Source organism: Pseudorhizobium sp. NPDC055634, from assembly GCF_053618655.1.
Window position 1 is genome coordinate 16,435 of sequence record NZ_JBSHHW010000008.1, and the last position, 22,888, is coordinate 39,322.

22 protein-coding genes are annotated in these 22,888 nt (G+C 61.4%); 13 read left to right on the plus strand and 9 right to left on the minus strand.

The window, feature by feature from the left end:
- Nucleotides 1-568: 568 nt before the first annotated feature.
- Nucleotides 569-1,597, minus strand: a complete 1,029-nt coding sequence (locus ACWGPT_RS14095; RefSeq protein WP_452606244.1) for a linear amide C-N hydrolase — start codon at nucleotides 1,595-1,597, stop codon at nucleotides 569-571.
- 325 nt (nucleotides 1,598-1,922) lie between these two features.
- The gene (locus tag ACWGPT_RS14100) at nucleotides 1,923-2,615 is read right to left on the minus strand and encodes a type 1 glutamine amidotransferase domain-containing protein (RefSeq protein WP_452606245.1); all 693 of its coding nucleotides are present in this window, start codon (nucleotides 2,613-2,615) and stop codon (nucleotides 1,923-1,925) included.
- A 120-nt stretch (nucleotides 2,616-2,735) separates the two neighbouring features.
- Between ACWGPT_RS14100 and ACWGPT_RS14105 the strand changes: the two genes are divergently transcribed.
- Entirely contained in the window at nucleotides 2,736-3,659 is a 924-nt protein-coding gene (locus ACWGPT_RS14105) for a LysR family transcriptional regulator (protein WP_452606246.1), read from the plus strand.
- Between the two features lie 189 nt (nucleotides 3,660-3,848).
- Here the strand turns inward: ACWGPT_RS14105 and ACWGPT_RS14110 are convergent, their stop codons facing one another.
- Together ACWGPT_RS14110 and ACWGPT_RS14115 are read right to left on the minus strand one after the other, a co-directional pair.
- Nucleotides 3,849-4,475, minus strand: a complete 627-nt coding sequence (locus tag ACWGPT_RS14110) for a class I SAM-dependent methyltransferase (RefSeq protein WP_452606247.1) — start codon at nucleotides 4,473-4,475, stop codon at nucleotides 3,849-3,851.
- A complete protein-coding gene (locus ACWGPT_RS14115; protein ID WP_452606248.1) occupies nucleotides 4,472-5,530 on the minus strand; it encodes an NAD-dependent epimerase/dehydratase family protein in 1,059 nt (352 codons plus the stop codon). The genes ACWGPT_RS14110 and ACWGPT_RS14115 overlap by 4 nt, the downstream gene beginning before the upstream one ends.
- Before the next feature lie 116 nt (nucleotides 5,531-5,646).
- On the opposite strand from ACWGPT_RS14115, the gene ACWGPT_RS14120 reads away from it, so the two are divergent.
- Nucleotides 5,647-6,249, plus strand: a complete 603-nt coding sequence (locus ACWGPT_RS14120; protein ID WP_452606249.1) for a TetR family transcriptional regulator — start codon at nucleotides 5,647-5,649, stop codon at nucleotides 6,247-6,249.
- A 424-nt stretch (nucleotides 6,250-6,673) separates the two neighbouring features.
- Here ACWGPT_RS14120 and gcvA read toward each other — a convergent pair whose 3' ends face one another.
- A complete protein-coding gene (gcvA, locus tag ACWGPT_RS14125) occupies nucleotides 6,674-7,573 on the minus strand; it encodes a transcriptional regulator GcvA (protein ID WP_452606250.1) in 900 nt (299 codons plus the stop codon).
- Nucleotides 7,574-7,762: 189 nt separating this feature from the next.
- Between gcvA and ACWGPT_RS14130 the strand changes: the two genes are divergently transcribed.
- The 8 genes from ACWGPT_RS14130 to galE all read left to right on the plus strand — a co-directional run bounded on the left by ACWGPT_RS14130 (nucleotide 7,763) and on the right by galE (nucleotide 17,230).
- Nucleotides 7,763-8,638 carry a DMT family transporter gene (locus ACWGPT_RS14130; protein WP_452606415.1) on the plus strand — a complete coding sequence of 292 codons (876 nt, stop codon included), beginning with the start codon at nucleotides 7,763-7,765 and terminating at the stop codon, nucleotides 8,636-8,638.
- 194 nt (nucleotides 8,639-8,832) lie between these two features.
- Complete coding sequence (locus ACWGPT_RS14135) at nucleotides 8,833-9,654, plus strand: acetoin reductase (RefSeq protein ID WP_452606251.1); 822 nt, start codon at nucleotides 8,833-8,835, stop codon at nucleotides 9,652-9,654.
- Nucleotides 9,655-9,999: 345 nt separating this feature from the next.
- Nucleotides 10,000-10,974, plus strand: coding sequence for a UDP-glucuronic acid decarboxylase family protein (locus ACWGPT_RS14140; RefSeq protein ID WP_452606252.1), 975 nt, complete (start codon nucleotides 10,000-10,002; stop codon nucleotides 10,972-10,974).
- Between the two features lie 4 nt (nucleotides 10,975-10,978).
- Nucleotides 10,979-12,940 (plus strand): glycosyltransferase family 2 protein, encoded by a 1,962-nt coding sequence (locus ACWGPT_RS14145; RefSeq protein WP_452606253.1) that lies wholly within the window; start codon nucleotides 10,979-10,981, stop codon nucleotides 12,938-12,940.
- Nucleotides 12,941-12,956: 16 nt separating this feature from the next.
- Nucleotides 12,957-14,360: a UDP-glucose dehydrogenase family protein gene (locus ACWGPT_RS14150; RefSeq protein WP_452606254.1), complete on the plus strand. Its 1,404-nt coding sequence runs from the start codon at nucleotides 12,957-12,959 to the stop codon at nucleotides 14,358-14,360.
- A gap of 83 nt (nucleotides 14,361-14,443) precedes the next feature.
- On the plus strand, nucleotides 14,444-14,944 hold the full coding sequence (locus ACWGPT_RS14155; RefSeq protein WP_452606255.1) for a DUF995 domain-containing protein: 501 nt from the start codon (nucleotides 14,444-14,446) through the stop codon (nucleotides 14,942-14,944).
- On the plus strand, nucleotides 14,941-15,954 hold the full coding sequence (locus ACWGPT_RS14160) for a glycoside hydrolase family 26 protein (protein ID WP_452606256.1): 1,014 nt from the start codon (nucleotides 14,941-14,943) through the stop codon (nucleotides 15,952-15,954). The genes ACWGPT_RS14155 and ACWGPT_RS14160 overlap by 4 nt, the downstream gene beginning before the upstream one ends.
- Before the next feature lie 283 nt (nucleotides 15,955-16,237).
- Nucleotides 16,238-17,230 (plus strand): UDP-glucose 4-epimerase GalE, encoded by a 993-nt coding sequence (galE, locus tag ACWGPT_RS14165; protein WP_452606257.1) that lies wholly within the window; start codon nucleotides 16,238-16,240, stop codon nucleotides 17,228-17,230.
- A 446-nt stretch (nucleotides 17,231-17,676) separates the two neighbouring features.
- On the opposite strand, the gene ACWGPT_RS14170 is transcribed toward galE, so the two are convergent.
- On the minus strand, nucleotides 17,677-18,204 hold the full coding sequence (locus tag ACWGPT_RS14170; protein WP_452606258.1) for a DUF995 domain-containing protein: 528 nt from the start codon (nucleotides 18,202-18,204) through the stop codon (nucleotides 17,677-17,679).
- Between the two features lie 215 nt (nucleotides 18,205-18,419).
- A complete protein-coding gene (locus ACWGPT_RS14175) occupies nucleotides 18,420-18,971 on the minus strand; it encodes a transglutaminase-like cysteine peptidase (RefSeq protein ID WP_452606259.1) in 552 nt (183 codons plus the stop codon).
- Between the two features lie 298 nt (nucleotides 18,972-19,269).
- Here ACWGPT_RS14175 and ACWGPT_RS14180 point away from each other — a divergent pair, with 298 nt between their 5' ends.
- The 3 genes from ACWGPT_RS14180 to ACWGPT_RS14190 all read left to right on the plus strand — a co-directional run bounded on the left by ACWGPT_RS14180 (nucleotide 19,270) and on the right by ACWGPT_RS14190 (nucleotide 21,524).
- Nucleotides 19,270-19,857 carry a linear amide C-N hydrolase gene (locus tag ACWGPT_RS14180; RefSeq protein WP_452606260.1) on the plus strand — a complete coding sequence of 196 codons (588 nt, stop codon included), beginning with the start codon at nucleotides 19,270-19,272 and terminating at the stop codon, nucleotides 19,855-19,857.
- Complete coding sequence (locus ACWGPT_RS14185) at nucleotides 19,814-20,266, plus strand: linear amide C-N hydrolase (RefSeq protein ID WP_452606261.1); 453 nt, start codon at nucleotides 19,814-19,816, stop codon at nucleotides 20,264-20,266. Before ACWGPT_RS14180 ends, ACWGPT_RS14185 begins: the two co-directional genes overlap by 44 nt.
- A 181-nt stretch (nucleotides 20,267-20,447) precedes the next feature.
- Nucleotides 20,448-21,524 (plus strand): linear amide C-N hydrolase, encoded by a 1,077-nt coding sequence (locus tag ACWGPT_RS14190; protein WP_452606262.1) that lies wholly within the window; start codon nucleotides 20,448-20,450, stop codon nucleotides 21,522-21,524.
- Nucleotides 21,525-21,602: 78 nt separating this feature from the next.
- Here the strand turns inward: ACWGPT_RS14190 and ACWGPT_RS14195 are convergent, their stop codons facing one another.
- The gene (locus ACWGPT_RS14195) at nucleotides 21,603-21,923 is read right to left on the minus strand and encodes a hypothetical protein (protein WP_452606263.1); all 321 of its coding nucleotides are present in this window, start codon (nucleotides 21,921-21,923) and stop codon (nucleotides 21,603-21,605) included.
- Between the two features lie 12 nt (nucleotides 21,924-21,935).
- On the minus strand, nucleotides 21,936-22,874 hold the full coding sequence (locus ACWGPT_RS14200) for a 2-hydroxyacid dehydrogenase (protein WP_452606264.1): 939 nt from the start codon (nucleotides 22,872-22,874) through the stop codon (nucleotides 21,936-21,938).
- Between the last annotated feature and the right edge of the window lie 14 nt (nucleotides 22,875-22,888).

Here is a 22,888-nt window from a genome sequence, read left to right on the forward strand (position 1 = left end):
TCCGTCGCGTTCGAAGGCGGCTAGCAAATTGGCTGGGGACCCGCGGTCAATGACCGCAACGGGGCCGGCAGCCGACCGTCGGCTGCTAGGACACCCAACACGGAAAGCTAACTTCTAAGTTCAAACCGCTGACGTCTGAAATCCGCCCGAAGCGGTCATTGCAAAAGTTCTACCGTGATTGATTGGGCTAGTGTGCATCGATAATCTCCCAACAAATCGTGCAGTACATACCCATCGCGTTTGGCGCTGTGTGGGCTTCTAACCTGACTGCTTCGTGAGCCATTGCCAGTGTCTCGATGGCGGTCATCATGGCTCGCCCGATACCTTGCCGCGGCCCTCCGCGACGATTGCAACCGTGCAAACTACCCCGTTGCCGTTCACAGAGAGATCAAGACGGGCGGCACCGACGAACTCATCGCCATCGACCCACACGCCCGAGGATTAGGCTATCGCTTTCCTTTCAGGGGGTCGTTCTGAATCTCCAAATATCTGCCGATGCTTCGCTCGGAGGCCTCGCAGGTACCATCTGATCATCCAACAAGGCGACGTGTGCTGACGTGCAGTGCCTTCAGTCCGCTCTCATGAGCTTTTCGGTGATATCGCCAACAAGCGAAGTGTCGTAGGCGTCCAACGTTTTCTGGCGGTCAGCGGCATCAAAGTCGATCTCTTCCAGATCAACCCAGTACACATTGGGAGAAGCGGCAGAATGGAAGATGTAGGTTTTGTTCGTGGAGTCCGCCAACGTGAACCATAGAGTCGGCCAGGCATCTACAGCCTCACTGCCGGACGTATCCAAGGCACCGCGCGGCACGGCCACACTGCGTCCCAGCGCCTGGGCGTCGGCTATCGCCTGCTGCACGCTATCGGCTGGCGGCAAAGTCTTCAGAAACGCCGAGGCCCGCACAAAACGGCTCTCCGGATCGATGTCGCCTGGCAAAGACTTCGTCCCGCCGAAGGCCTCATAATTCTTGAGGTTTCCGAGCTGAATTTCCAAGGGGGGTTCGTTGGTCATCACGGTGAATTCTTTGCCGTGATGGACCACCTTCTTGCCGTCGACGTACTCAATGACTGCCGAATCTCCTTCGGAGTCCGAGATCGAAAGATGCATAGGCCAGTCGGTCCCGCCTAAGGCTTCAGATACGATCCGGACGGACTCGAGCCCTTTCAGGGCTTCGTTGACGGTACTGAAATTGTCGAGGACGTACTGAGCCCATATGAGGTTGGACAGGCCCGGGCGATCATCGGCAGGCTCATACTCGGTGTCGGTTAGATAAAGCGTGTTGGCGACAAGCCCTTTCTCATTCATGCCGTCGGGTGTCGATTTGCCTCCGGTAACGACCCCAACGCTGCCATACTTGGAGGTCCATTTGAGCGGCTTGCCATCTCCTGTGTCCGAGAGCCGGCTCATTCCCCGCGGAAATACTGCTATCTGGGCGTGATCGGGGCGATTCAGGTCCATGGTTCGAGCGACGACCGTCGCCTGACCGTTGGTGTTCGAGAGTATGCGGGAACATGCCATTGCATCCACCGATACTGCCGCAAGCGAGAGAGCCGCAACCAGTCCGGTTGTGGCGAAGGAATTAAAGCTGGTAGACATGATCGCATCTCTCAGAAGTTCTGTTTGATAATCCTCCGGTAGGACAATCCCGTCATTGCGTCTGATCAATACTAAACCTTTGACCGCCGTCTCTGACGCCGACGCCGCCTTGTTCACTCGGAAAGGCGACTGCGACGTCATCCCAGACCTCAATGTCCGGTGTTGGCGCTCGGCGACATGACGGCTACCGGCCCATTCCAGTCAGTGACGGAGAGGCTGCGGCAGCTCATCTTCCGCCCACTGATATCAAGCACGCGGACGCCGCCTTCCAAGTGAGGGTGAGTGCGCGTGATTGACTAGCCCTAATCCAGCGCTGGCAGGAGCTTCAAGAACTCGCGGCGGACGCCAGGGTCTTTATCAGAAGTCCAGCAGTTTCCACGGACGAGCCGGGGTTCTGGCCCGTGATCAGCAATCCGTCTTGAACCGCGTAGGAAGACCAGTCGTCACCGCTGGAATAGCTGCCACCGTTCTGCTTCAACATGTCCTCGACGAGGAAAGGCACGACGTCCGTCAGGCCCACGCCATCTTCTTCCGTGTTCTTGAAGCCCGTTACCTTCTTGCTATTGACCAGCGGCGTCCCGTCTTCTGCCTTTACGTGGCGCAGAACGCCCGGTGCGTGGCAGACGAGTGCGACCGGCTTCCCCGACCGGTACAGTGACTCGATCAGTGCAATGGAATCTTTATCTTCCGCCAAATCCCAAAGAGGACCATGGCCACCGGGGTAGAACACAGCATCGAAGTCTTCGTGAGACACCGAGGCAAGCGGCACCGTCGACGCAAGCACGGACTGCGCTGCGGGGTCGGCCTGGAAGCGCCGCGTCTGCTCAGTTTGGAAGTCTGGCTCGTCACTCTTGGGATCGAGCGGCGGCTGTCCGCCCTTGGGTGACGCTACGGTAACGTTCGCTCCTGCTTCCAGGAAGGCGTAGTACGGAGCAGCGAACTCCTCCAACCAGAAGCCCGTCTTGCGCCCCGTGTCACCAAGTTCATCGTGGGAGGTGAGAACCATCAAAATATTCATGTGCTTGATCCTTTCGCGATCACGACTGCATCTGTTCGGATGAACTGATCATGCGCTCATGCAGCTCATTTCTGAAATTTATCTTCTTGATCTCAGTTATGCTCTCAGCAAAATATCTGAATGAAGTACGATCTAAACCTCCTGCCGATCTTCTTGGCGCTGATGGACGAGCGCAACGTTACCCGCGCCGCCGAGCGGCTCGGTATGACCCAGCCCGCTCTCTCCAACGCGCTCAACCGTCTGCGCGAGACTTTGCGTGACCCGCTCTTCATCCGCGAGCGCTACGGCATGAGGCCGACGCAGTTGGCTGAAGAGCTTGCTCCTGTTGTTCGCGCCGCGTTGGCGGGACTGGACGACGCCATCCTTGGTCAGCAGGAGTTCGATCCGTCTCTTGCCACACGACAGTTCACCATCGCACCCAACAGCTATGTCGAGTTCGTCCTGATGCCGGAGGTCGTGGCGCGGCTACGGGCACGCGCTCCTGGGATCAAGCTTCGCTTGACCCCTTTCGGCAACGATCTTGTCGAGACGGGGGCGATCTCGGGCACCACCGAGATGGTGCTCGGCCGCATTGTCGATCCGCCTGACAACATGATCGTGCAGCATCTCATGGATGACGGCTTGGCCTGCGTGGTGCGGACGGAGCATCCCGAGATCGGCGAGAGCATCTCGAAGGAGCAGTACGAGAGCCTGAAGCATGTCAACGTGCTGCCGCCCGGTCGGATGCGCGTCGGTCTGTTTCAGGCGCTGCAGCAGCAGGGCGTGCACCGGGAAGTCGCTGTTTCGGTCACGCACTTCCTGGCGGTTCCGGAGATGGTAGCCGTCACAGACTACTGTGCGACGCTGCCGCGTCTCATCTGCCAGCGCCTCGCTCGCGATCCACGGGTCAAGGTTCTGCCCGCGCCCGCTAATTTCGGAACGTTCCCTGTGGAGCTAGCTTGGCATGTCCGGTACCGTGCCGATCCCGCTCATCGCTGGCTGCGGTCTCTGATCAGTGAAGTAGCAAAGGCTGTCTCTGATGAATCGGGAAGCGGCCGTATCTGAAGGTGCGGTGGCATCGAATATCTGTCAGATGGCCGTTGCCCGGAGGTGACGCCTTGTGGCGTAACGTCAACCGCAACATCATTCTACTTCGGGCGGTGAATGACGGCAATTGGCGCGGAAGCGGAAGTCCGGAGTCGGCCCTTTGCGGCCATTCGGCGTCCAACTGCGAAGGTACCGGTTTGCGCCCGCTCAGGCGCTTGCGTGCGCCGCCTTCGACATCCGCAACTCATATACCGATGCCGGGGGCAGGTTCCAGGCTGTCCTGCCGATGCAGTTTACCTCCAGGGATAGCCGTCGCGCCACCTCCCTGCGGACAGGTGGCACGTGGCCGTAGGTGAACTGGTAGAAAGCGCCATGGGAGCGACCGGGTTCGCCCCGCCTCAGAACGGTCCGCGCTGCGTACAGGATCCGCATCTGAGATGCTACGCTCATCGCCAGAAGCGGCAGGCCCGAGACGATGGCCCCTGGTGCCTCTGCCAGACGTGCGTGCGCATGGCGTGCCAGGTCTTCTGCCCTCGCGCAAACGACATCGGCATCCGGGAAACGGCGTCGCAGGAGAAGGGTGAAGGCGGGCGACTGTTCGATCATCAGCAACTGTTGCGGTTCCACTCCGCGTCCCAAGAGCGCGCGGGTGAAGACCCCGGTGCCAGGTCCAAGCTCTATCACCGGCCCCGTCTGTGGCCCTATCCTCGACGTGATCAGGGCGGCCAGGGCGGCTCCTGAAGGGGCGATTGCGGCAATCGCCAGCGGGTCCGACAGCCACGCCCGGAAAAAGGTTGCACCGTCGCCGCCGACCAAGGTTGCTGTGAGGCTCATGACGCTGCCGCCAGAAGGGGCTGATCGAGGGCCATGACAGTAGCAGCGGCATCATCTGGCCGCATTCGACGCATACCTTCGGCTGGCGATATTTCCGGAACATAGCCAAGCTCTTGGCGTGCGCGAGTTATGTCGATGGTGAAATCCTTGCCGATCAGGCGCAGCATCTGCCGGGTGATCGGAGGCTCGCCCTTGAGGCGGAAGGCTCGCCAGACCGCACCCATAAGGCCGGCCATGACCCAAGCAACGCCGAACGGCACGCTGCGCTCCTTAGGTGTGACGTTGCGGCTGCCGAGCAGCCGCGTCAGGAACGACTTCAATGTGGTGTCCTCGCCATCACTCACAAAGAAAGCTTCGCCGCCCGATCCACGGTTGGCGGCGAGGATCAGTGCGTGACACAGGTTATCGACATGGCAGGTGGACAGGGCCTGTCCGCCGCCGGCGACCCATTGGAACTGCCCCTTGCGGACGGTCTCGATCATGTGGTCAAGGGCCGGCATGTCTGGCCCCCAGATGAAGGGAGGACGAATGGCCGCCGTGGAAAATCCCGCGCGCCGACCATTCGCCGCCAACAGCACCTCCTCTGCTTCGGCCTTGGAGGCTGCATAAGGGGCAAACGCCATCTTGCGCAGGGCCATGGCCTCGGTCGCGCCCTGCGTCGGTTCGGGACGGCCCATCACGACAGCAGCGGCGCTGACATAGACGACGCGGCGCACGCCGGCCCGCTCGGCCGCCTCAACGACATTGCGGGTGCCGTCAACGTTGATCCGACGGAACTCAGACATCGGTCCCCAGAGCTTGAAATGCGCCGCGACATGAAACACAACCTCGACTCCTTCCATGGCATGGGTGAGCGAGGCGTGGTTCAGAAGGTCGCCAGCGACCGGTTCAGCACCCAGCGCCTTCACGCCTGCCAGTGCTTCTGTGCTGCGGCCGAGCGCTCGGACGCGCCAGCCGTCCGAAAGCAGCCGGCAGATGAGATGTCCACCAACGAAGCCGGATCCGCCAGTGACAAGGGCGAGGCGGGGTGAAAGCGGGGGTAAGATGCTGCTCATGACGATCTCCTGGGTTCTGTTAGTCCCAAGGTGCCACACGCGCGCATAATACACAATACAAAATATGAAATCTGTTACGTGTTGCAGTTCGTCTTTTTGTCGGCTAAGACCTGCGCATGACAAATGACGCGCCCGATCATCGCGACCGCATCCTCGACACGGCTGCCGAGCAGGTTCGTCGCTTTGGCGAGGCAAAGACCAACGTGGTCGATATCGCCAAGGCCATGGGCCTGTCCCATTCCGCCATCTACCGGCACTTCCGTTCCAAAGCGGATATCTTCGATGCCTTGGCTGCACGGACCATGGCCGAGGAAGCCGAGCTGGCCGCCCGTTTCGTGCACGCCGATGGGTCTGCGGGCGACAGGTTGCGCGGTCTCGTCTTGGCACTCCATCGCAGCAAACGCGCCAAGCTGGGAGACGACCCCGAAATCCATGGTCTGTACCGCCGAATCGTGACGGAGCGTCCGGACCTTGTCGCCGACTATGCGCGACGAATGACAGGGCTCGTCCGGCAGGTGCTGGAAGATGGGGTCGCAAGGGGAGAATTCCGCACCCTCGATCTCGACGCTACTGCCGGTGTGGTTCGAGACGCCGTTACGGTCTTCGTACACCCCGCCCATGTGGAACAGGCTGTCGTGGCCGGGATTGATATGGAGCCAAGGCTTCAAGCAGTCATGGATGCATTGGCGGTGGCTTTCGCGGCCACAAAGCCGGCGTGATACGTATCCGTGCAAATCGGTCATTCATTCCGCTCCGGACAGACAACTATCGGGCCCCAATCAGGTTGAGGTGATCCAAAGCGAATGTCCGCTTGTGGCGCAAAGCGGCCATCCCGGGCACTGTAACTTTCTTCGCGAGTGCGGAAATTATTGCCGCTCGACCGTCTAGTTGACTGATGCCCAAAGCCAGGGCACAAAGGTGGCATCCACGGTCGCTCGCGATCGGAAAACAGAGGGAATTTCGAGGCTTTTAAGCTAAGCCATTGAAATCATGTGAGAATCCAGGTTCCCCAGCCAATTCTCCCGAAAAGCCCTGATTCCCTTGTTTTTCTAGTCGTGCCGGATCCCGTTTTGGCGTCATTGGCGACCTGATGCCCAAGGTGGTGCCAGGCCTCAAAAGCGTCACGAGCGGACGTCATGGCTCCTACCCTGCCCCAGTGTTTCGAACCTCGTCTGCGAGCCAGGCTCGGATAGCCTGGACTTTGGGATGATCCCGGCTGCCGGTTCTGTAGAGGAGATCGTAGCCCAGTTCGACATCCAGCCTTGCCTGCGGGAACGGCGCGACGAGGCGGCCTTGACGGAGGTCCTCGGCCACCAGGACACTCCTGCCGAGCGCCACGCCTTCGCCTCGGATGGCAGCCTCGATGGACATGCTGCCGTGGCTGTAGCCCGGGCCACGCGCCTTCGGGTAAGGCAGGCCCGCCATCGTGAACCAGCGTTCCCACGTCGCCGTCATTCCGACCTCGTGGATGAGCTTGCACCTTGCCAGATCGGCAAGGTCCGCCAGCCCTCCCACCTCGTCCAGATAGGCGGGCGCGCAGACGGGTGAGACCGTTTCGTTCATGATCCGCTCCGCCGTGGCGGCGGGATAGATGCCCGGTCCGTAGCGCAGGACCACGTCGATCTGGCTCCTGGCAAAGTCTACCGAGATATCGGTAACCTCGAGATGGACATCGAACTCCGGATAAAGGGCCATGAGCCTGTGCAGGCGCGGCGTCAGCCATTTGCTGGCGAACGATACGCCCGAGCTTATGACGAGACGCTGGGTATCGCTGCGGCTCCGGATTGCCTCCGCCTCCCGCGCAAGATCCGACAGGAGACGGGTCACGACGCCGAAGAAGGACGAGCCGGCTTCCGTCAGTTCCAATTTCCGGGTCAGCCTCCGGAAGAGCGGGGTTCCGAGATTTTCTTCCAGCGCCTTTATCTGGCGACTGACCGCGCCGTGCGTCAGGCGAAGTTCTTCGGCCGCGAGCGTCATGCTGAGGCGTCTTGCCGTTGTCTCGAAGGCGCGCAGGTTCTGGAGCGGCGGGAGATGGTCGACCATGACTTCATGCGTGAACAGGGATCACGCATCCTGTGAGAACCTATCGTTTGTAAGCTGCGTGAGCCGTAGCATAGGAATGACGGCAACGCACGCTTCCATCACGATGAACCCACGCCGATGACCGACAGCCTTCCCATGGCGGGCAGCGCCGCCCGCAAACCTTCTGCTTCCACGAGAAGCGTCCTTGCCATGCTGCTGCTGGCCGTGATGTGGGGGCTTTCGATCCCGATCACCAAGCTCGGCTTGGAGACCGTCCCGCCGCTGATGTTCACCGCCTTGCGGTTCGTGGTGGCAATACCCCTGCTGCTGATCCTGGCAGCGGGCCGGCTTCGGGTTCCGCTCCGGGCCGTTCCCGGCATCGTCGCACTCGGCGTTATGGGGATCACGCTCGGCAATGTCGCCCAGTCCTTCGGGGTGCAGGGCACGTCCGCGTCCGTCGGGACCATCATATCGGCCACCATTCCGATCTTCATCGTCATCTTCGCGGCGATGCGGCTCGGGCAGCCTGTCGCGGGAAGGCACTGGACGGGTCTCCTGCTTGCCTTCTGTGGCATTGCGCTGGTGGCCGCCGGAAGCGGCGCAGGGGCAGACGACCTGTCGAAGACCACGATGACAGGCGTCGCCTGGATGCTGGTCTCGGCTCTCGCCATCGCTTTCTACTACATCTGGAGTGCCGAGCTGGCGGAGGAGTACGGGATGCTGCCTGTCGCCGCATGGAACGCCCTTGCAGGCTTCGTCGCGATCCTGCCTCTTGCGGCGTTCGAGATGGAGGGCGCCTCTTATGAACTCACGGCCCAGGCCATATGGGCCGCGGTCTATCTGGGTGTCATGGTGACCGTCGCCGGCCTTTTCCTGTGGCTCCATATCCTCCGGGCCGTTCCGGCTCGGGTCGCGGCGAGCGTCCAGTACCTTCAGCCGGTGTTCGGGATCACTGCGGCCTCCTTCATGTTCGGCGATCGGCTCGGTCTCCTGTTCGTGGCCGGTGTGGCCGTCATCCTGACCGGCCTCGTACTGGCGGTCTCGAACAAGCCTGCTGTCGCCGAGCCAGCCGTGACCCGCGAGTAGGTCGCAGCCTTACCCTCCGCTCTTCCACTCGAGAGCGGACCTTGCCTGTCCATGCGGGCAGGCTTCTTCGTCCGTCCGAGGCGTGCCCGTAACTTTCATTCTGCGGGCTGATCTCCGTCAATGTGCTTGGGTCGCGGATGCGGTTCAGTATCCGAGTTCAAGGCAAACGATCGTCCATCATAGGTCGAAGACCCATGGTGGGGATGGTTCCTCAGGCAACGAAAAGGATACGGCAAATGTCTCATCAAGCTAAAGTTGCCCTCGTCACCGGATCCGCACAAGGGATTGGCCGAGGCATTGCCCTGCGGCTGGCCAGCGACGGCTTCGATGTCGCATTGGTGGACCTCAAGGCGGACAAGCTTGGCGACGTCGCCAAGGAGATCCAGGCCATCGGTCCCAGAACATCGGTCTTCGCCGCCGATGTCAGCGACCGTGAACAGGTCTATGCCGCCATAGATCACGCGGAGGCGGAACTGGGCGGTTTCGATGTCATCGTCAACAACGCCGGCATCGCCCAGGTGAAGCCGATCCAGGACGTCCTGCCGGAAGACGTTGAGAAAATCTTCAAGATCAATATCGAGGGCGTGTTGTGGGGGATTCAGGCCGCCGCCAAGAAATTCAAGGCTCGAGGGCAAAAGGGCAAGATCATCAATGCCTCGTCAATTGCCGGCCATGAAGGCTATGCAATGCTCGGAATCTATTCGGCGACCAAGTTTGCCGTGCGCGCGCTCACCCAGGCCTCCGCCAAGGAATATGCAGCCGATGGCATTACCGTTAACGCCTATTGCCCCGGCGTGGTCGGCACGGACATGTGGGTGGAGATCGACGAAAGATTCTCCAAGCTCACCGGCGCGCCGAAGGGCGCAACCTACGAAAAGTTCGTCCAAGGCATTGCCCTCGGTCGCGCGCAAACGCCCGAAGACGTCGCAGCACTGGTCTCGTTCCTGGCCAGCTCCGACGCAGACTACATCACGGGACAGGCAATCCTGACGGACGGCGGCATGGTCTATCGCTGAGCGCCAGCCCTCGCCAACACGCCCAGGTCAACACCCCACCTGCTCGGACGACGGTCGATGCCGGTAGCGCCACGTCGATCCCGTCGCTTCCGTTCCGGATGTGACGAGCCACGTCTGTGCGCGGACTTCCTCACGTTCACGCGCGCTTGAATGCTCCTGTCCGAGGAAACAGCACCCGGACGGGTTCCTATCATTCCGAGCCGGATCCCGTTCGGCCTTCTCCCCTGGCGAATTGATTTAGATCAACATATATTAGTTTCTCGCGATATATATCGGCGCGGTAGCTGCCTTGGCGTTCGGACAGATGGAAACCCGGCGCCGCGCTATCTTTATTAGGAAACCGCTATGACGTCTCACAAAGTATCGCTGGTCACCGGCGGTGCCGGCTTCATCGGGTTTAATCTCTGCAAGAAGCTGCTCGGACGAGGTGACAAGGTCGTCTGCGTTGACGACATGACATCGGGAATGCCGCAACATGTGGACGAATTGCGTCGGGATGCCAATTTCGAGTTCATCCGCCACGACGTATGCGATGCGCTCGATCTGAAGGTCGACCGCATCTTCAATCTCGCCTGCCCGGCCTCTCCCCCCGCCTATCAGGCCGATCCGATCAAGACGACCCTCACCAGCGTGCTCGGCGTGCGCAACATGCTGGAGCTTGCCGTGACCAACGGCGCCCGCATCCTGCACACGTCTACGTCGGAAGTTTATGGCGATCCGCTCGAGCACCCGCAGCGGGAAAGCTATAATGGCAACGTCCATACCATGGGACCGCGCGCCTGCTACGACGAGGGCAAGCGCTGCGCCGAGACGCTGCTCCACGACTATCACCGGCTTCGCGGTGCAGACGTCCGCGTCGTGCGCATCTTCAACACCTACGGCCCGGGAATGCGGTCCGACGACGGACGGGCGGTCTCGAATTTCATCGTCCAGGCTCTTACGGGCCAGGACCTGACGATCTATGGCACCGGCAACTACACCAGATCCTTCTGCTACGTGGACGATCTGGTCGACGGGATGCTGCGCCTGATGGAACTGGACGGCGATCACCCCGCGCCCGTCAACCTCGGAAATCCGCACGAGATCGCCATCAAGGATCTGGCGGAGCTGGTGCTCGCCGAGACGGGCTCCCGTTCCGGCATCATCCATCTCCCGAGCGTCATCGATGACCCTCGGGTTCGCTGCCCCGACATCACCCGCGCAACGAAGCTGCTCGGCTGGAAGCCCAAAGTCCGCATCGAGGACGGACTGAAGGAGACGATTGACTACTTCCGGCGCCAGCTGGCGGAGCCTGCGGAAAAGATTTGCCGCACCACGTAACGCCATGCTGCTTCTCGAAGATCAGGGCATACCCGCAGATCACCTGCGACGGGTGGATACGGACCGGAGCGAGCGCGCGTCCTCCAGCCGCGCCGACAGGGTCGGACAGGTCCGCAGCCCGCGACCGGCATCGGCATCGGCATCGGCATCGGCATCGGCATCGGCATCGGAACGACTGGAGCCGGTTTTCCGGGGCTGGCGCAAGGCCGTCAATTGGGTCGGCATTGCGGTCTGGGTGGCCAGCGTCTGCTATCTGGGTGCCTGGTGGTTCGATCCCGGTCATGTCGAGACCTATCCCCGCTATATCGCGGTGACCGTCGCGCTTGCCTGGGCCACGTTTACCCCGGCCTATTTCATCTTCATCTTTGCCTTCGCAAAGATACCGCCGAAGAACGCGCCCGTACCGTCCGACATGCGCCTAGCCGCGGTGGTGACGAAGGCACCGTCCGAGCCCCTGGCCGTGGTGCAGAAGACGCTTCTGGGAGCGTTGAAGCAGGAGGGCGTCTCCTGCGACGTCTGGCTCGCCGATGAGAAGCCGGACGCCGCGACGCTCGCCTGGTGCCGCGAGCACGGGGTAAGCGTGTCGACCCGGAACGGGATCGCAGACTATCAGCGGCCCGACTGGCCGCGGCGGGCACGCTGCAAGGAGGGAAACCTCTCCTATTTCTACGATCAGTACGGCTACACGCAATACGATATCGTCACGCAGTTCGACGCCGACCACGTGCCCTCTCCCGATTACATCCGGCACGCGGTAGCCCCGTTCGCCGATCCGCGCGTAGGCTATGTTTCCGCGCCGAGCATATGCGATGCCAACGCTCCCGAGAGTTGGGCGGCCCGTGGCCGCCTCTATGTGGAGGCGAGCCTGCATGGGGCATTGCAGGCTGGATACAATGCCGGTTGGGCGCCACTCTGCATCGGCTCGCATTATACGGTCCGCACTGCCGCCCTGAAGGAGATCGGCGGCCTCGGCCCCGAACTTGCCGAAGATCATTCGACCACGTTGCTGTTCAACGCCGGGGGTTGGCGCGGAGTCCATGCGATCGACGCGATCGCCCATGGCGAGGGTCCTGCCACCTTTACCGACCTTGTCGTCCAGGAATTCCAGTGGTCTCGAAGCCTGATGATGATCCTGCTGAAGTATTCGCCTACCTACGTGCCGAAGCTGCACGGCCGGATACGATTCCAGTTCCTGTTCTCCCAGTTCTGGTACCCGCTGTTCTCGATCATGATGGCGATGATGTACGCGATGCCCGTCTATGCCCTGCTGACGGGCATGCCGATGGTCAACACCACCTATCTGGATTTCTTCGTGCACATGCTGCCGGCCTCGACCACGGTGCTGGTCATGGCCTACTGGTGGCGCTCGACGGGGATGTTCCGCCCCGCCGATGCCAGAATTCTCTCCTGGGAGGGGATGGCCTTCCTGTTCCTGCGGTGGCCCTGGTCGCTTTTCGGCACGGCGGCCGCGATCATCGACCATCTCCGCGGCCGGGTCGCCGACTTCCGCGTTACGCCCAAAGGGCGCGAAAGCACGGCGCATCTGCCCTTCAGGGTGATAGCCCCCTATCTCTTCCTGGCGCTCGTTTCGGCGACCACCGCGTGGCTGGTGCGCGATCCCGGCACGGCAGCCGGCTTCTATCTGTTCAATATCATCAATGCCCTCATCTATGGCGGCCTCACCCTCCTCGTGCTGATACGGCACAGTCTGGAGAACGGCCTCGGCTTCCTCCCTCTGAGCCCGCAGGGCCTGCTCGTCGCAATCCTGCTCGCAACCGTTGGAAGCGCCACCAGCCTGGCGATCCACAACAACGGTCTGAGGGGCGTGGCAGCCTGGAACGAGGGCATCGATGCGTTCACCCTGACGCGGCCGGTCTACTCCTATACCGGCGCCGGCAAGTCGTTGGCCGACGAGCCGGACCTGAGATTCGCGCCGCGTTGGAACCCCAGCAATCAGGAAAGTTGATACCGGAGTGCAAGCAATGGTTAGCAAGAAACTGGCAGTCGTCGGCACTGGCTATGTCGGTCTGGTCGCAGGTGCATGTTTCGCCAGGATTGGCCACGACGTGATCTGCGTCGATCGTGACGCGAAGCGGATCGAGACCCTTAAAAAGGGCGGGATACCAATCTACGAACCGGGGCTCGAGGCTCTCGTCCACGAGGGCGTTGCCGCCGGACGGCTGAAATTCACGACAAAGATCGCCGACGCGGCGCAGTGCGACGCCGCCTTCATCGCCGTGGGCACGCCACCTCGCAAGACCGATGGTGAGGCCGACCTGTCCTTTGTCTTCCAATGCGCCCGCGACCTGGCCGCCGTATTGAAGCCGGGCTCGGTGATCGTCGACAAGTCCACGGTCCCCGTCGGCACCGGCGATGCGGTCGAGCGTATCGTTGCTGAAACGCGGCCCGGAGTTACGATCCATGTCGCGTCCAACCCGGAGTTCCTGCGCGAGGGATCCGCAATCGGCGACTTCCTGGAGCCGGACCGCATCGTGATCGGATGCAACGACAAGGCGGCCGAGGACATCCTGAGTGAGGTCTATGCCCCCTTGCAGGCGAAGGGCTACCGCCTCATCAAGACCAAACGCCGTAGCGCCGAGCTCATCAAGTATGCCTCGAACGCGTTTCTCGCGACAAAGATCAGCTTCATCAACGAGATGGCCGATCTTTGCGAAGCGGTCGGCGCCGACATCGCCGACGTTGCGCTCGGCATGGGCACAGATAGCCGCATCGGACCGAAATTCCTCCAGGCAGGACCCGGCTACGGTGGCTCGTGCTTCCCGAAGGACACGTTGGCGCTCGTGCGCACCTCGCAGGAGTACGGCGTCAACCTGCGGATCGTCGAGCAGACCGTAGCCGCAAACACCGCCCGCAAACGGCGGATGATCCAGAAGGTGCGCCATATCCTGCACGGGGATGTGGACGGCAAGAAGATCTCCGTACTCGGCCTTACCTTCAAGGCCAACACCGACGACATGCGCGATTCACCGGCCATTCCGCTGATCGAATTGCTGCAGAGGTCCGGCGCCGAGGTGCATGCCTATGATCCCGAGGGGATCGAGCAGGCCAAGAAGGTGCTGGATAATGTCACCTACCATCACGATCCCTATGAATGCGCGCAGGGTGCCGACGCAGTCGTGATCATGACCGACTGGGAGAACATCCGGCACATCGATCTCGCCAGACTTGCCTCGGTCATGCGCAGGGACGTGCTTATCGACCTGCGCCGCGTCTATCCCCCCGAAGAGGCTGCCAACCACGGCTTCTCGGTCGAAACCATCGGGCGAACCGGCCTGGAGCCACACGCGATCGGGCAATACGAACCGCGGTTCATGGAATCCGACATCAACGTCCTGACGCGGAAAACCCAAGGCGAACTCGCGTGAGACGGACAGTAGAACAAGGTGTCAACATGACTATGATGAAAGACAAAATCCGGAATGCAGCCTCCCCCGCACGATTTGGCCGCATGGCTCTGCTGGCCGCGATACTCCTGTGCGGGGTCGGATCATCTCTCTCGCAGGCCTCCACTACCGATGGTCGGCCGCTGAGCGCGTCGGAACTCCTCCTGCTGGTCAAGGATCGCACCTGGCAGTGGAGCGAGGGTGCCGGGCGTTTCTTCGGCGATGGCAGACGGTTCATCGCCTTCAGCCGCGGCGAGGATGGCCCGAGCTACGGCGAGGGTCGCTTCCGGCTGACTGACAGCGGCCGGCTCTGCCTCGTCGCGGATTGGCACACGCCTGCGGGCGCAAAGAAGGACAAGACCTGCTTCCTCCACAAGGAGGCCGACGGGGTCATATACCAACGGCGCGAGGGAAGCGGCGACTGGTATCCATTCAAGCACTCGCCGGTGCTCGATACCGACGAGTACGCCAAGTTTACGGACAAAGACCTCGTATCGGAGGAGGTCGCAAAGATCAAAGCGGAGGTGGACGCGAAGACAGCAAATCAGAAAGGCAACCAACAATGAGCGAAAAAAGCATCAACATATCCCGGCGCGGAATGCTTCAGACAGCCGCTATGCTTGCCGGGGGCGCAGCATTTGCGATGACCGCCGGCAAGTCACTGGCGCAGCCAGAGGCACAGGTCCAGGCAACGGAGGCAGCACCCTCCAGGGACGTCCTGAAGGACAAGCGGCCGATCCTTCACGCGAACGGATCCCGTTTCGGAGCCTACGACCCCCACGGTGATTTCAGAGACGAGAAGGGCGACGTCACGGAACATCTGTTCCTTCCCTGGGAGGACGTCGATCTCTCGAACCTCGGCACCGCCGACGACTATGCCTATGAACGTGGCCGCAAGCTCCTCATCACGATCGAGCCCTGGTCATGGGACCAGAACTGGAACGTGTCCTCAAACCTGCTGCGTCAGCGCATTCTTTCCGGCTATTATGATGCCAACATGCAGGCCATCTGCGATGCGCTTTCCGGCTTCAAGTGCCCGATAACGATCCGGTGGGCTCAGGAGATGGATAATCCCTATGGCCGCTTCACGTGGTCGCTGTGGCCTCCGGCAGACTACATCAAGGCCTTCCGGCGCATGCACGCCATCGTCAAGAAGACGCTGCCGGAAGCCAAGATGATGTGGTCGCCACGTGGCGAGAAGGGTCTCCAGGCCTACTATCCCGGTGACAAGTTCGTCGACATCGTCGGCCTCAGCGTGTTTGGCTACGAACCATTCGACAAGATAGAGTATGGCGCACCGCGTTCCTTCGCCGAAAGCCTGAAACAGGGCTACGAGCTGTCCGCCGGGTTCGGCAAGCCGATCTGGGTCGCCGAACTGGGCTACGAAGGCGGCAAGGATTACCTCACGAAGTGGGTCGAGGAGGCTACCCGCAAGTACCCCGAATACCCGGCGCTTGAGGAAGTCGTCTACTTCAATGACAAGGAAGTCTGGCCCTGGCCCTACGGCCTCGGGTTGCCCAACTGGCGCGTCGTACGAAATGCGCCGATGTATGCGCAACGTTCCCAGCGTGGCTGAGCCTCCGAGCCAAAGGACATTGCGCAGACGAAGGGCCTGCGATAGCGCAGGCCCTTCCCGTTCAGGCTGGTCAGCGGTTAACCGGAGCGTTGCTAGCGGGGCGCATGCGGGGGATTCGGGCGTCGGCAATTCTCATCATCCGTGATGAGAATGCCGCCATGATCTTACGCTCTCGATCACCATCGTGCCTGCCGCCTGGCTGGTGATCCGGTCGAAAGTCTGATACATCATTATTTACTCATATAATCCAATCTCACTCCCACCGAGAACGCCGGACCCCAGGATGAAGAACATTCTTGTCACCGGTGGCGCCGGCTACATTGGTTCCCATGTCTGCAAGGAGCTCGCCGCGCGCGGCTACCGCCCGATCACGTACGACAATCTCGTCAACGGCCACCGGGAAGCGGTGCGCTGGGGGCCTTTCGAACACGGCGACGTACGCGACCGGCGCCGTGTCGATGCGATCATAGAGCGCTATCGTCCTGAAGCGGCGATCCATTTCGCAGGCTTCGCCTATGTGGGTGAATCGGTCGAAGATCCCGGCAAGTACTATCAGAACAATACCGGCGGCAGCATCGTGCTTCTCGAGGCGATGATCGATCGGGGCATCACGCGGGTTATCTTTTCGAGCAGTTGCGCCACATACGGAATTCCCGACAAGGTACCGATCACCGAAGCCGACCCCCAGCGGCCGATCAACCCGTACGGGATGTCCAAGCTGATGGTCGAACACATGCTGTCGGACTTCGGCGTTGCGCATGGCCTGCAGTGGATCGCATTGCGGTATTTCAATGCTGCCGGCGCCGATCCGGACAACGAGATCGGCGAAGACCACGACCCGGAGACGCGCATCATCCCGCTGGTCCTGTCAGCGGCCGACGGCGACGGCGGCGAGGTCACGGTGTTCGGATCGGACTACGATACTCCCGACGGGACCTGCATCCGGGACTATATCCACGTCACCGACCTTGCCGATGCACATGTCAGGGCGCTGGAATGCCTGTTCTCGGACCACCAGTCGAAACCGCTCAATCTCGGTACCGGCAGGGGATCGTCCGTCATGGAGGTGATCGAGACCGTTCGGACGGTGACGGGCCTCGAGGTTCCCTATCGCCTTGGAGCACGCCGCGCCGGCGATCCAGCCGTGCTGGTCGCAGATTACTCGCGCGCCCATGCCGTCCTAGGATGGAAACCAGCTCACAGCAGCATGGAGCAGATCGTCGAGACGGCGTGGCGCTGGCACCTGAAGAAGAAGGCGCGACGATTGGCCGGTTGACGGTGCGTCGTCATCAGTTCACATGGAGCACAGGTCGGTGGCGGGCCTCCAGATCATCCCGCGACGGCCGACATACAGCAGAGACAAGACAATGAATACAAGCCCATCGGGCCGCCCCGCCCGACGCCTCGCCATGTTGATGAACGCAATCCTTGCAGCAGCGTGCATATCACTGGCAGCCACGCCAAGCCTTGCCGGAAACGAGCCAAAGCGACCGACGCAATCCCGGGCGGAGAACAAGCCCGACACGCCCCATATCCGGGAGAAGGTAAAGATGACGGGTTCCGCCTATGTGTGCCTGCCAAGCGGCTTTGGCCGAATGGGGCGTTGCGTGCTGCGCAGGCCTGCTTTTTGAACGGCCGTTCCCGCTGAAGCCGCCGTCAGCTCAGCCGCCGATGGTGACCGGTCGCGGCCGCTCCGTATGACGACGGATCTGGAACGCCCGGTTACCGGGAAAGCGCGCGCTTGTTCCGCTCGTAACCGGCGGCGACGCGATCGCCCGGTTCCAGCTTGAGCATTTCATCGCCGGGGCGCGGAGGAACGTGACCGAATACGTACCACTGCCCGTTCGGCAGCCGCCGTTGCCAGATCGTCTGACCGTCGCTCTTGTGCTCGAAACAGGTTGTCGCCACGCCGTTACCGTCCGAGGCGAACCACCTGGCGGTAAAGCAAGCCCTTCCCGGATCCCTCGCGTACCAACGGCCATCGGCGTAGCTGCCAGTCGCGCCACTTCCGCTAAAGGCCGTAAAGCGGCGCCGCCCGCCCCCATCGAAATATCCCGCGCCGTCGTCCCAAAGCCAGGTGCGGTTGCCGTAAAGGTCGTGGATATCTTCGACGGTCAGCGGCCGGGTTTCCGATACCTGCGCGTCACGCGGTTCTTCCACCATGTCTGCCGCCTCGACGGCGTTTGTGGCGACCAGCGAAAGTAAAAATCCGCCAACTCCGGCGAATAGGGCGAACGAAATCCTGGGCATCGGCGTCGCCTTTCTGTGAGTACTTGATAATGTACTCATAACACGCAGGCCAAGATTCCCACAAGGACGATGGCCGCTTTGGCTTCATCCTTGAAAATCATACCCTCTTCGTGGGTGCATTAGCCTTGCTGGAAAAAAATCCGCCCGCGTCCAGTAGAGTATTCCGGAAGAACTCTCTCGCGGCAGCCGGGGACCTCAACGATTACCCGGCACGTCTAGCTCCAGGCGGCTGGGGCGTGATCAGCCCCGGAGACGGCGTCTTTCGGGGACCACCAGATCCTCGGGTTTTCGGTAGCCATCTTGACGAGCTTGTACCCGGTCTTCTGAAGCGGCAGGATTACCGAACGACGGTTGTCCAGGACCAGATCTCCTGCATCCGTCTTTACGACGAGAACCGTATGGCTTGCGCCGCCCCTGGTCAGGACGACCGCCAGGCGCAGGGCTGCAGGCGGCCAACCGCGCGCGATAAGCGCGTGCTGCTTGGCCAGGGCATATTCCTCGCAATCTCCCGTAGTGACGCCAAGCCGCCACTCATCCTTGACATCCGGAACATATCGGATCGTTCGGTTGACCGAGCGATTGACGAAGCCAAGTTCGGCATCGCGGGAAGGTGTAAGCCGGACCCAGGGAGCGCCGCCGGACGGACAGCGATACTTGAGGCAGTGTATCTGGTACCCCGCCGGGGGTGAATCGGCCGCGACCGACACGGCTGAAACGAAAAGAGAAAGCACGACAAAGAGCAGACTGAATGCGTAGCGAATGGGCATGGCAAGGGCGCTCTATCGCGATGGCGACGCAAGCTTTTTGAGGCAGATCAAAATCATCCGGATTTTCGCGGCGACACCGTGCGAAAGCAGCGGGGCGCGCTTTCTGCGCAGGAGCCGGCAGCGTCCGAGGATTGCGACGAGGACGCAGCCACCTTCCCTCGCAGACAGGGCAGCGTCGGTGTCAGGGATGGCAGTCACAGGTTTAGTATTGATCAGACGCAATGACTGGATCGTCCGATCGGAGCATCATCAGGCAGGACTTCCGGACTGTAACCTCTTGGAGATGAAAGAGGCGATCATGTCGACCCGCTTTAATTCCTTCGCCACGACAGGACTGGTTGCAGCCTTATCGGTTGCGACAGTATCGGTGGATGCGATGGCATGCTCCCGCATCCTCTCCAACGCCAACGGTCAGGCGACTGTTGTCGCCCGGACGATGGACCTCGACCGCCCCGATCATGCCCAGCTTGCGGTGTTTCCACGCGGGATGAGCCGAGTTTCCGACACAGGGGACGGCAAGCCTCTCGAGTGGACCTCCAAACATGGAAGCGTCGCGGTCACGTCCCGTGGCACGTCGACAACCGATGGGATGAACGAAGACGGACTGGTCGCCAACCTGCTCTATCTCGGCGACACCGACTACGAGCCTCGCGACGACCGCCCGGGCCTGTCCAATTTCATGTGGGCTCAGTACGTCCTCGACAATTTCAGTACCGTCAACGAGGCCCTGGAAGGGCTGGAGTCCGTCCAGGTCGTTCCTGTTGCCCTCAACGGCACGCAGTGGCCTCTGCATCTCGCGATTTCCGATGCCTCAGGGGATTCGGCGGTCATCGAGTTCGTCGATGGCCAGAGGGTGGTTCGAGCCGCCGCTGGAAACGCAGCTTGAGAACCTCAAGGAATACAAGCTGTTCGGCGGCACGAAAGCCCTCCCAGGGGACATCGATCCGGAAAGCCGGTTCGTTCGGGCCGCGACCTATCTGAAGACCTTGCCGCCTGCCGACAGCGCGCAGCAGGCAATAGCCGACGCTCAGGCACTGGGGCGCAACGTGGCCGTCCCCCGCGGCGCCGTGGATACGTCCGGCAGCGAGGCCGAAGATGCCTGGCCGACCCTATGGTTCACCTTGTCGGACTCCACGAACAAGACCTACATCTTCCATTCTGCCGCTTCTCCCAATGTGTACTGGGTTGATCTGGAAGAGATCGACTTCGAGCCGGGCAGCAGCGGGAAGACGCTGGACGCCTACGACACTTCGCTTGCGGGCGACATCACGCAGAAATTCAACGAAGCGAAATGAAGCGCTGCACGTCAGCGCTGCCCTCGCCCTGGTTGCATGCACAGACGGACGGCCTCTCTTCCAGGTCACACGCGCGACGTCGTTTCTCGACAGATGAACACGTCAGAGGCTCCGAGAGGCTCCAGATTTCGACCCATGGAAAGATTGCGCGCCACCTGGCGGCTGCAAAAGGAGGATCGCTATGCGGCAGGCAACGACAATTCGAATCGCCATATCCATGCTGATGATCGTGGCTGCGTTTCAGACGAGCCTCACGTCGGCAGCGGCGTGCTCGCGCTTTGTCTACCTTGGCGACGACGGCAATATCTTCACCGCCCGTTCGATGGACTGGGCAAAACCCATCGATACCAATCTTTATGTCCTTCCCGCCGGCATGGAGCGCGACGGCGGCGTCGGCCCGAACTCTATCAAATGGACGTCGAAATACGGATCGTTGGTCGCGCCGGTGTTCAACTCGTTCACCTCGGACGGCGTGAATGAAGAAGGCCTGATGGCCAATATACTCTGGCTGGAGGAGTCGCAGTATCCCGAGGTGGCTGAGGCTGGACCTCCAGGGCTGGCGATATCGGCCTGGGCACAATATGCCCTCGACAACTTCGCCACCGTCGCTGAAGCGGTCGCGGAATTCGAGAAGAAGCCTTTCACGCTGGTTACCAGCAACATTCCAGGAGTTCAGCTTCCCTTCACCGTGCACCTTTCCCTGTCCGATTCCACCGGCGACAGCGCGATCATCGAGTATATCGATGGCAAGGAAGTCATCCATCACGGCCGACAATTCCAGGTGCTGACCAATTCCCCGACCTATGAACAGCAGCTTGCTCTCGCTTCCTACTGGACCCAGATAGGAGGCACCGTCATGTTGCCCGGTACCAGCCGCGCCTCCGATCGCTTTGCACGCGCTGCTTTCTACGTGAAGGCGATCGCGCCCGATGGCCCGCCCGACCAACTCCTGGCGAGCGTGTACGGGATCATCCGCAACATCTCGGTCCCGCTCGGGATCTCGACGCCCGAGCAGCCGGAGATTTCGTCTACGCGCTGGCGCGTCGTCTACGATCACAAGAACCGCCTCTACTATTTCGAATCTGCGCTTTCCCCGAATACGTTCTGGACCGATCTCAACCAGATCGACTTCTCCAAGGAAACGGGAAAGGTGCTGAAGCTGGATCTGGGCCCCGAGCAGCGGAACGTCTTCGCCGGTGATGCGACGGGGTCATACCGGGAAGCGGAGCCGTTCCCGCTCGCCAAATCACAGGACTGACGAAGAAGAGAACCACCCCCGATATGTCCGCGTGCAGGGCCAACCTGCGCGCGGGCAAGGCCGTTCCGTCGGCAGGAACTACGGCTTCAGCTCGAACACATGGTGATGGATGACGCCGTCGAACATGGCGAGGAGGCCCTTGGTCATGTCGCGGCTCGCGTAGCGGACCGGCGATTCCAGTGCTTCGGCCAGCGCTTCGCGGCTATCGTACATGGTGGACAGCACCATCGGAAAGGCGGGAGCGCCCTCATCGCGTTCGACCGCGTAAAGCACCCGGACTTCACGAACGCCCGGGAACTCCAGCCACATCGGCATCAGCTTTTCCGCCACATATTCCTTGAAGGCGTCCTCCTTGCCCTCGTGAATCCGGCCTTCGAACAGCGCCTGGCGAATGATCATGATCTATCCGATTCAGTTGACGGTTGTGGGCGGCTTTTCGCCGTTGAAGAATGCCTCGAGATTGGCGAGGACGATTTCGCCCATGGCGATCCGGGTCTCGCGCGTGGCGCTTCCCTGATGCGGCATCAGGACGGTGTTGTGCGCCGTCAGGAACTCCTCGCGGATGCGCGGCTCGCTGACGAAGACGTCGAGGCCTGCCCCCGCAATGGTGCCGTTCGTCAGGGCGTCCAGAAGCGCATTCTCGTCCACGACGCTTCCGCGCGCGACATTGATGACAATGCCCTTCGATCCAAGTGCTGCAAGCACTTCGCCGTTGACGATGCTCTGCGTGGCCGCATTTGCGGCAATGCAGATCGCCAGGACGTCGCTGGCGGCAGCAAGTTCGACGGGCGTGGAATAGGCGGTCCAGCCGGTTTCGTCCTGCGGTGAACGGTTCCAGTACCCGATGGACATGCCGAAGGCTTCGGCACGGCGTCCAAGCGCGCGCCCGATCTGTCCGAGTCCCAGGATGCCGAGACGCTTGCCTTTCGGGCTGGTGCCCAGCGGGAAGCCTTCCCCCCTCGCCCAGCGACCTTCGCGCACGAAGCTGTCGCCCTTCGCGACATGACGGAAGACGGCAAGCATCAGCGCAATGCCGATGTCGGCCACGTCGTCGGTCAGAACGCCCGGCGTCGTGGTGACGTCGATGTTCTTCCCGCGCGTCTTGACGAGATCCACCTTGTCGGTCCCGACACCGTTGATCGCGATCAGGCCAAGCGCCGGCAGACGGTCGATCTCGTCATTCGGGAGACCGCTGCCCCCGCCGGTCACGACTGCGCGAATGTCTGGCCGTGCGGCCTCGGTCGCGGCCTGCGCGGCGGGGTCGTAAAGCCGATGGACGAGATAGGCTTCGTCAAGGCGAGCCTCGATCGCGTCGAGCATCGGCTCGACCAGCAGGATTTGCGGTTTCATCTTGGATGCTCCGT

Excerpts from the sequence above, each read along its gene's own strand:
- ACWGPT_RS14095 (WP_452606244.1), bottom strand. The coding sequence starts at position 1,597 with ATGTCTACCAGCTTTAATTCCTTCGCCACAACCGGACTGGTTGCGGCT.
- ACWGPT_RS14100 (WP_452606245.1), bottom strand. The coding sequence starts at position 2,615 with ATGAATATTTTGATGGTTCTCACCTCCCACGATGAACTTGGTGACACG.
- ACWGPT_RS14105 (WP_452606246.1), top strand. The coding sequence starts at position 2,736 with ATGAAGTACGATCTAAACCTCCTGCCGATCTTCTTGGCGCTGATGGAC.
- ACWGPT_RS14110 (WP_452606247.1), bottom strand. The coding sequence starts at position 4,475 with ATGAGCCTCACAGCAACCTTGGTCGGCGGCGACGGTGCAACCTTTTTC.
- ACWGPT_RS14115 (WP_452606248.1), bottom strand. The coding sequence starts at position 5,530 with ATGAGCAGCATCTTACCCCCGCTTTCACCCCGCCTCGCCCTTGTCACT.
- ACWGPT_RS14120 (WP_452606249.1), top strand. The coding sequence starts at position 5,647 with ATGACAAATGACGCGCCCGATCATCGCGACCGCATCCTCGACACGGCT.
- gcvA (WP_452606250.1), bottom strand. The coding sequence starts at position 7,573 with ATGGTCGACCATCTCCCGCCGCTCCAGAACCTGCGCGCCTTCGAGACA.
- ACWGPT_RS14130 (WP_452606415.1), top strand. The coding sequence starts at position 7,763 with ATGCTGCTGCTGGCCGTGATGTGGGGGCTTTCGATCCCGATCACCAAG.
- ACWGPT_RS14135 (WP_452606251.1), top strand. The coding sequence starts at position 8,833 with ATGGTGGGGATGGTTCCTCAGGCAACGAAAAGGATACGGCAAATGTCT.
- ACWGPT_RS14140 (WP_452606252.1), top strand. The coding sequence starts at position 10,000 with ATGACGTCTCACAAAGTATCGCTGGTCACCGGCGGTGCCGGCTTCATC.
- ACWGPT_RS14145 (WP_452606253.1), top strand. The coding sequence starts at position 10,979 with ATGCTGCTTCTCGAAGATCAGGGCATACCCGCAGATCACCTGCGACGG.
- ACWGPT_RS14150 (WP_452606254.1), top strand. The coding sequence starts at position 12,957 with ATGGTTAGCAAGAAACTGGCAGTCGTCGGCACTGGCTATGTCGGTCTG.
- ACWGPT_RS14155 (WP_452606255.1), top strand. The coding sequence starts at position 14,444 with ATGGCTCTGCTGGCCGCGATACTCCTGTGCGGGGTCGGATCATCTCTC.
- ACWGPT_RS14160 (WP_452606256.1), top strand. The coding sequence starts at position 14,941 with ATGAGCGAAAAAAGCATCAACATATCCCGGCGCGGAATGCTTCAGACA.
- galE (WP_452606257.1), top strand. The coding sequence starts at position 16,238 with ATGAAGAACATTCTTGTCACCGGTGGCGCCGGCTACATTGGTTCCCAT.
- ACWGPT_RS14170 (WP_452606258.1), bottom strand. The coding sequence starts at position 18,204 with ATGCCCAGGATTTCGTTCGCCCTATTCGCCGGAGTTGGCGGATTTTTA.
- ACWGPT_RS14175 (WP_452606259.1), bottom strand. The coding sequence starts at position 18,971 with ATGCCCATTCGCTACGCATTCAGTCTGCTCTTTGTCGTGCTTTCTCTT.
- ACWGPT_RS14180 (WP_452606260.1), top strand. The coding sequence starts at position 19,270 with ATGTCGACCCGCTTTAATTCCTTCGCCACGACAGGACTGGTTGCAGCC.
- ACWGPT_RS14185 (WP_452606261.1), top strand. The coding sequence starts at position 19,814 with ATGGCCAGAGGGTGGTTCGAGCCGCCGCTGGAAACGCAGCTTGAGAAC.
- ACWGPT_RS14190 (WP_452606262.1), top strand. The coding sequence starts at position 20,448 with ATGCGGCAGGCAACGACAATTCGAATCGCCATATCCATGCTGATGATC.
- ACWGPT_RS14195 (WP_452606263.1), bottom strand. The coding sequence starts at position 21,923 with ATGATCATTCGCCAGGCGCTGTTCGAAGGCCGGATTCACGAGGGCAAG.
- ACWGPT_RS14200 (WP_452606264.1), bottom strand. The coding sequence starts at position 22,874 with ATGAAACCGCAAATCCTGCTGGTCGAGCCGATGCTCGACGCGATCGAG.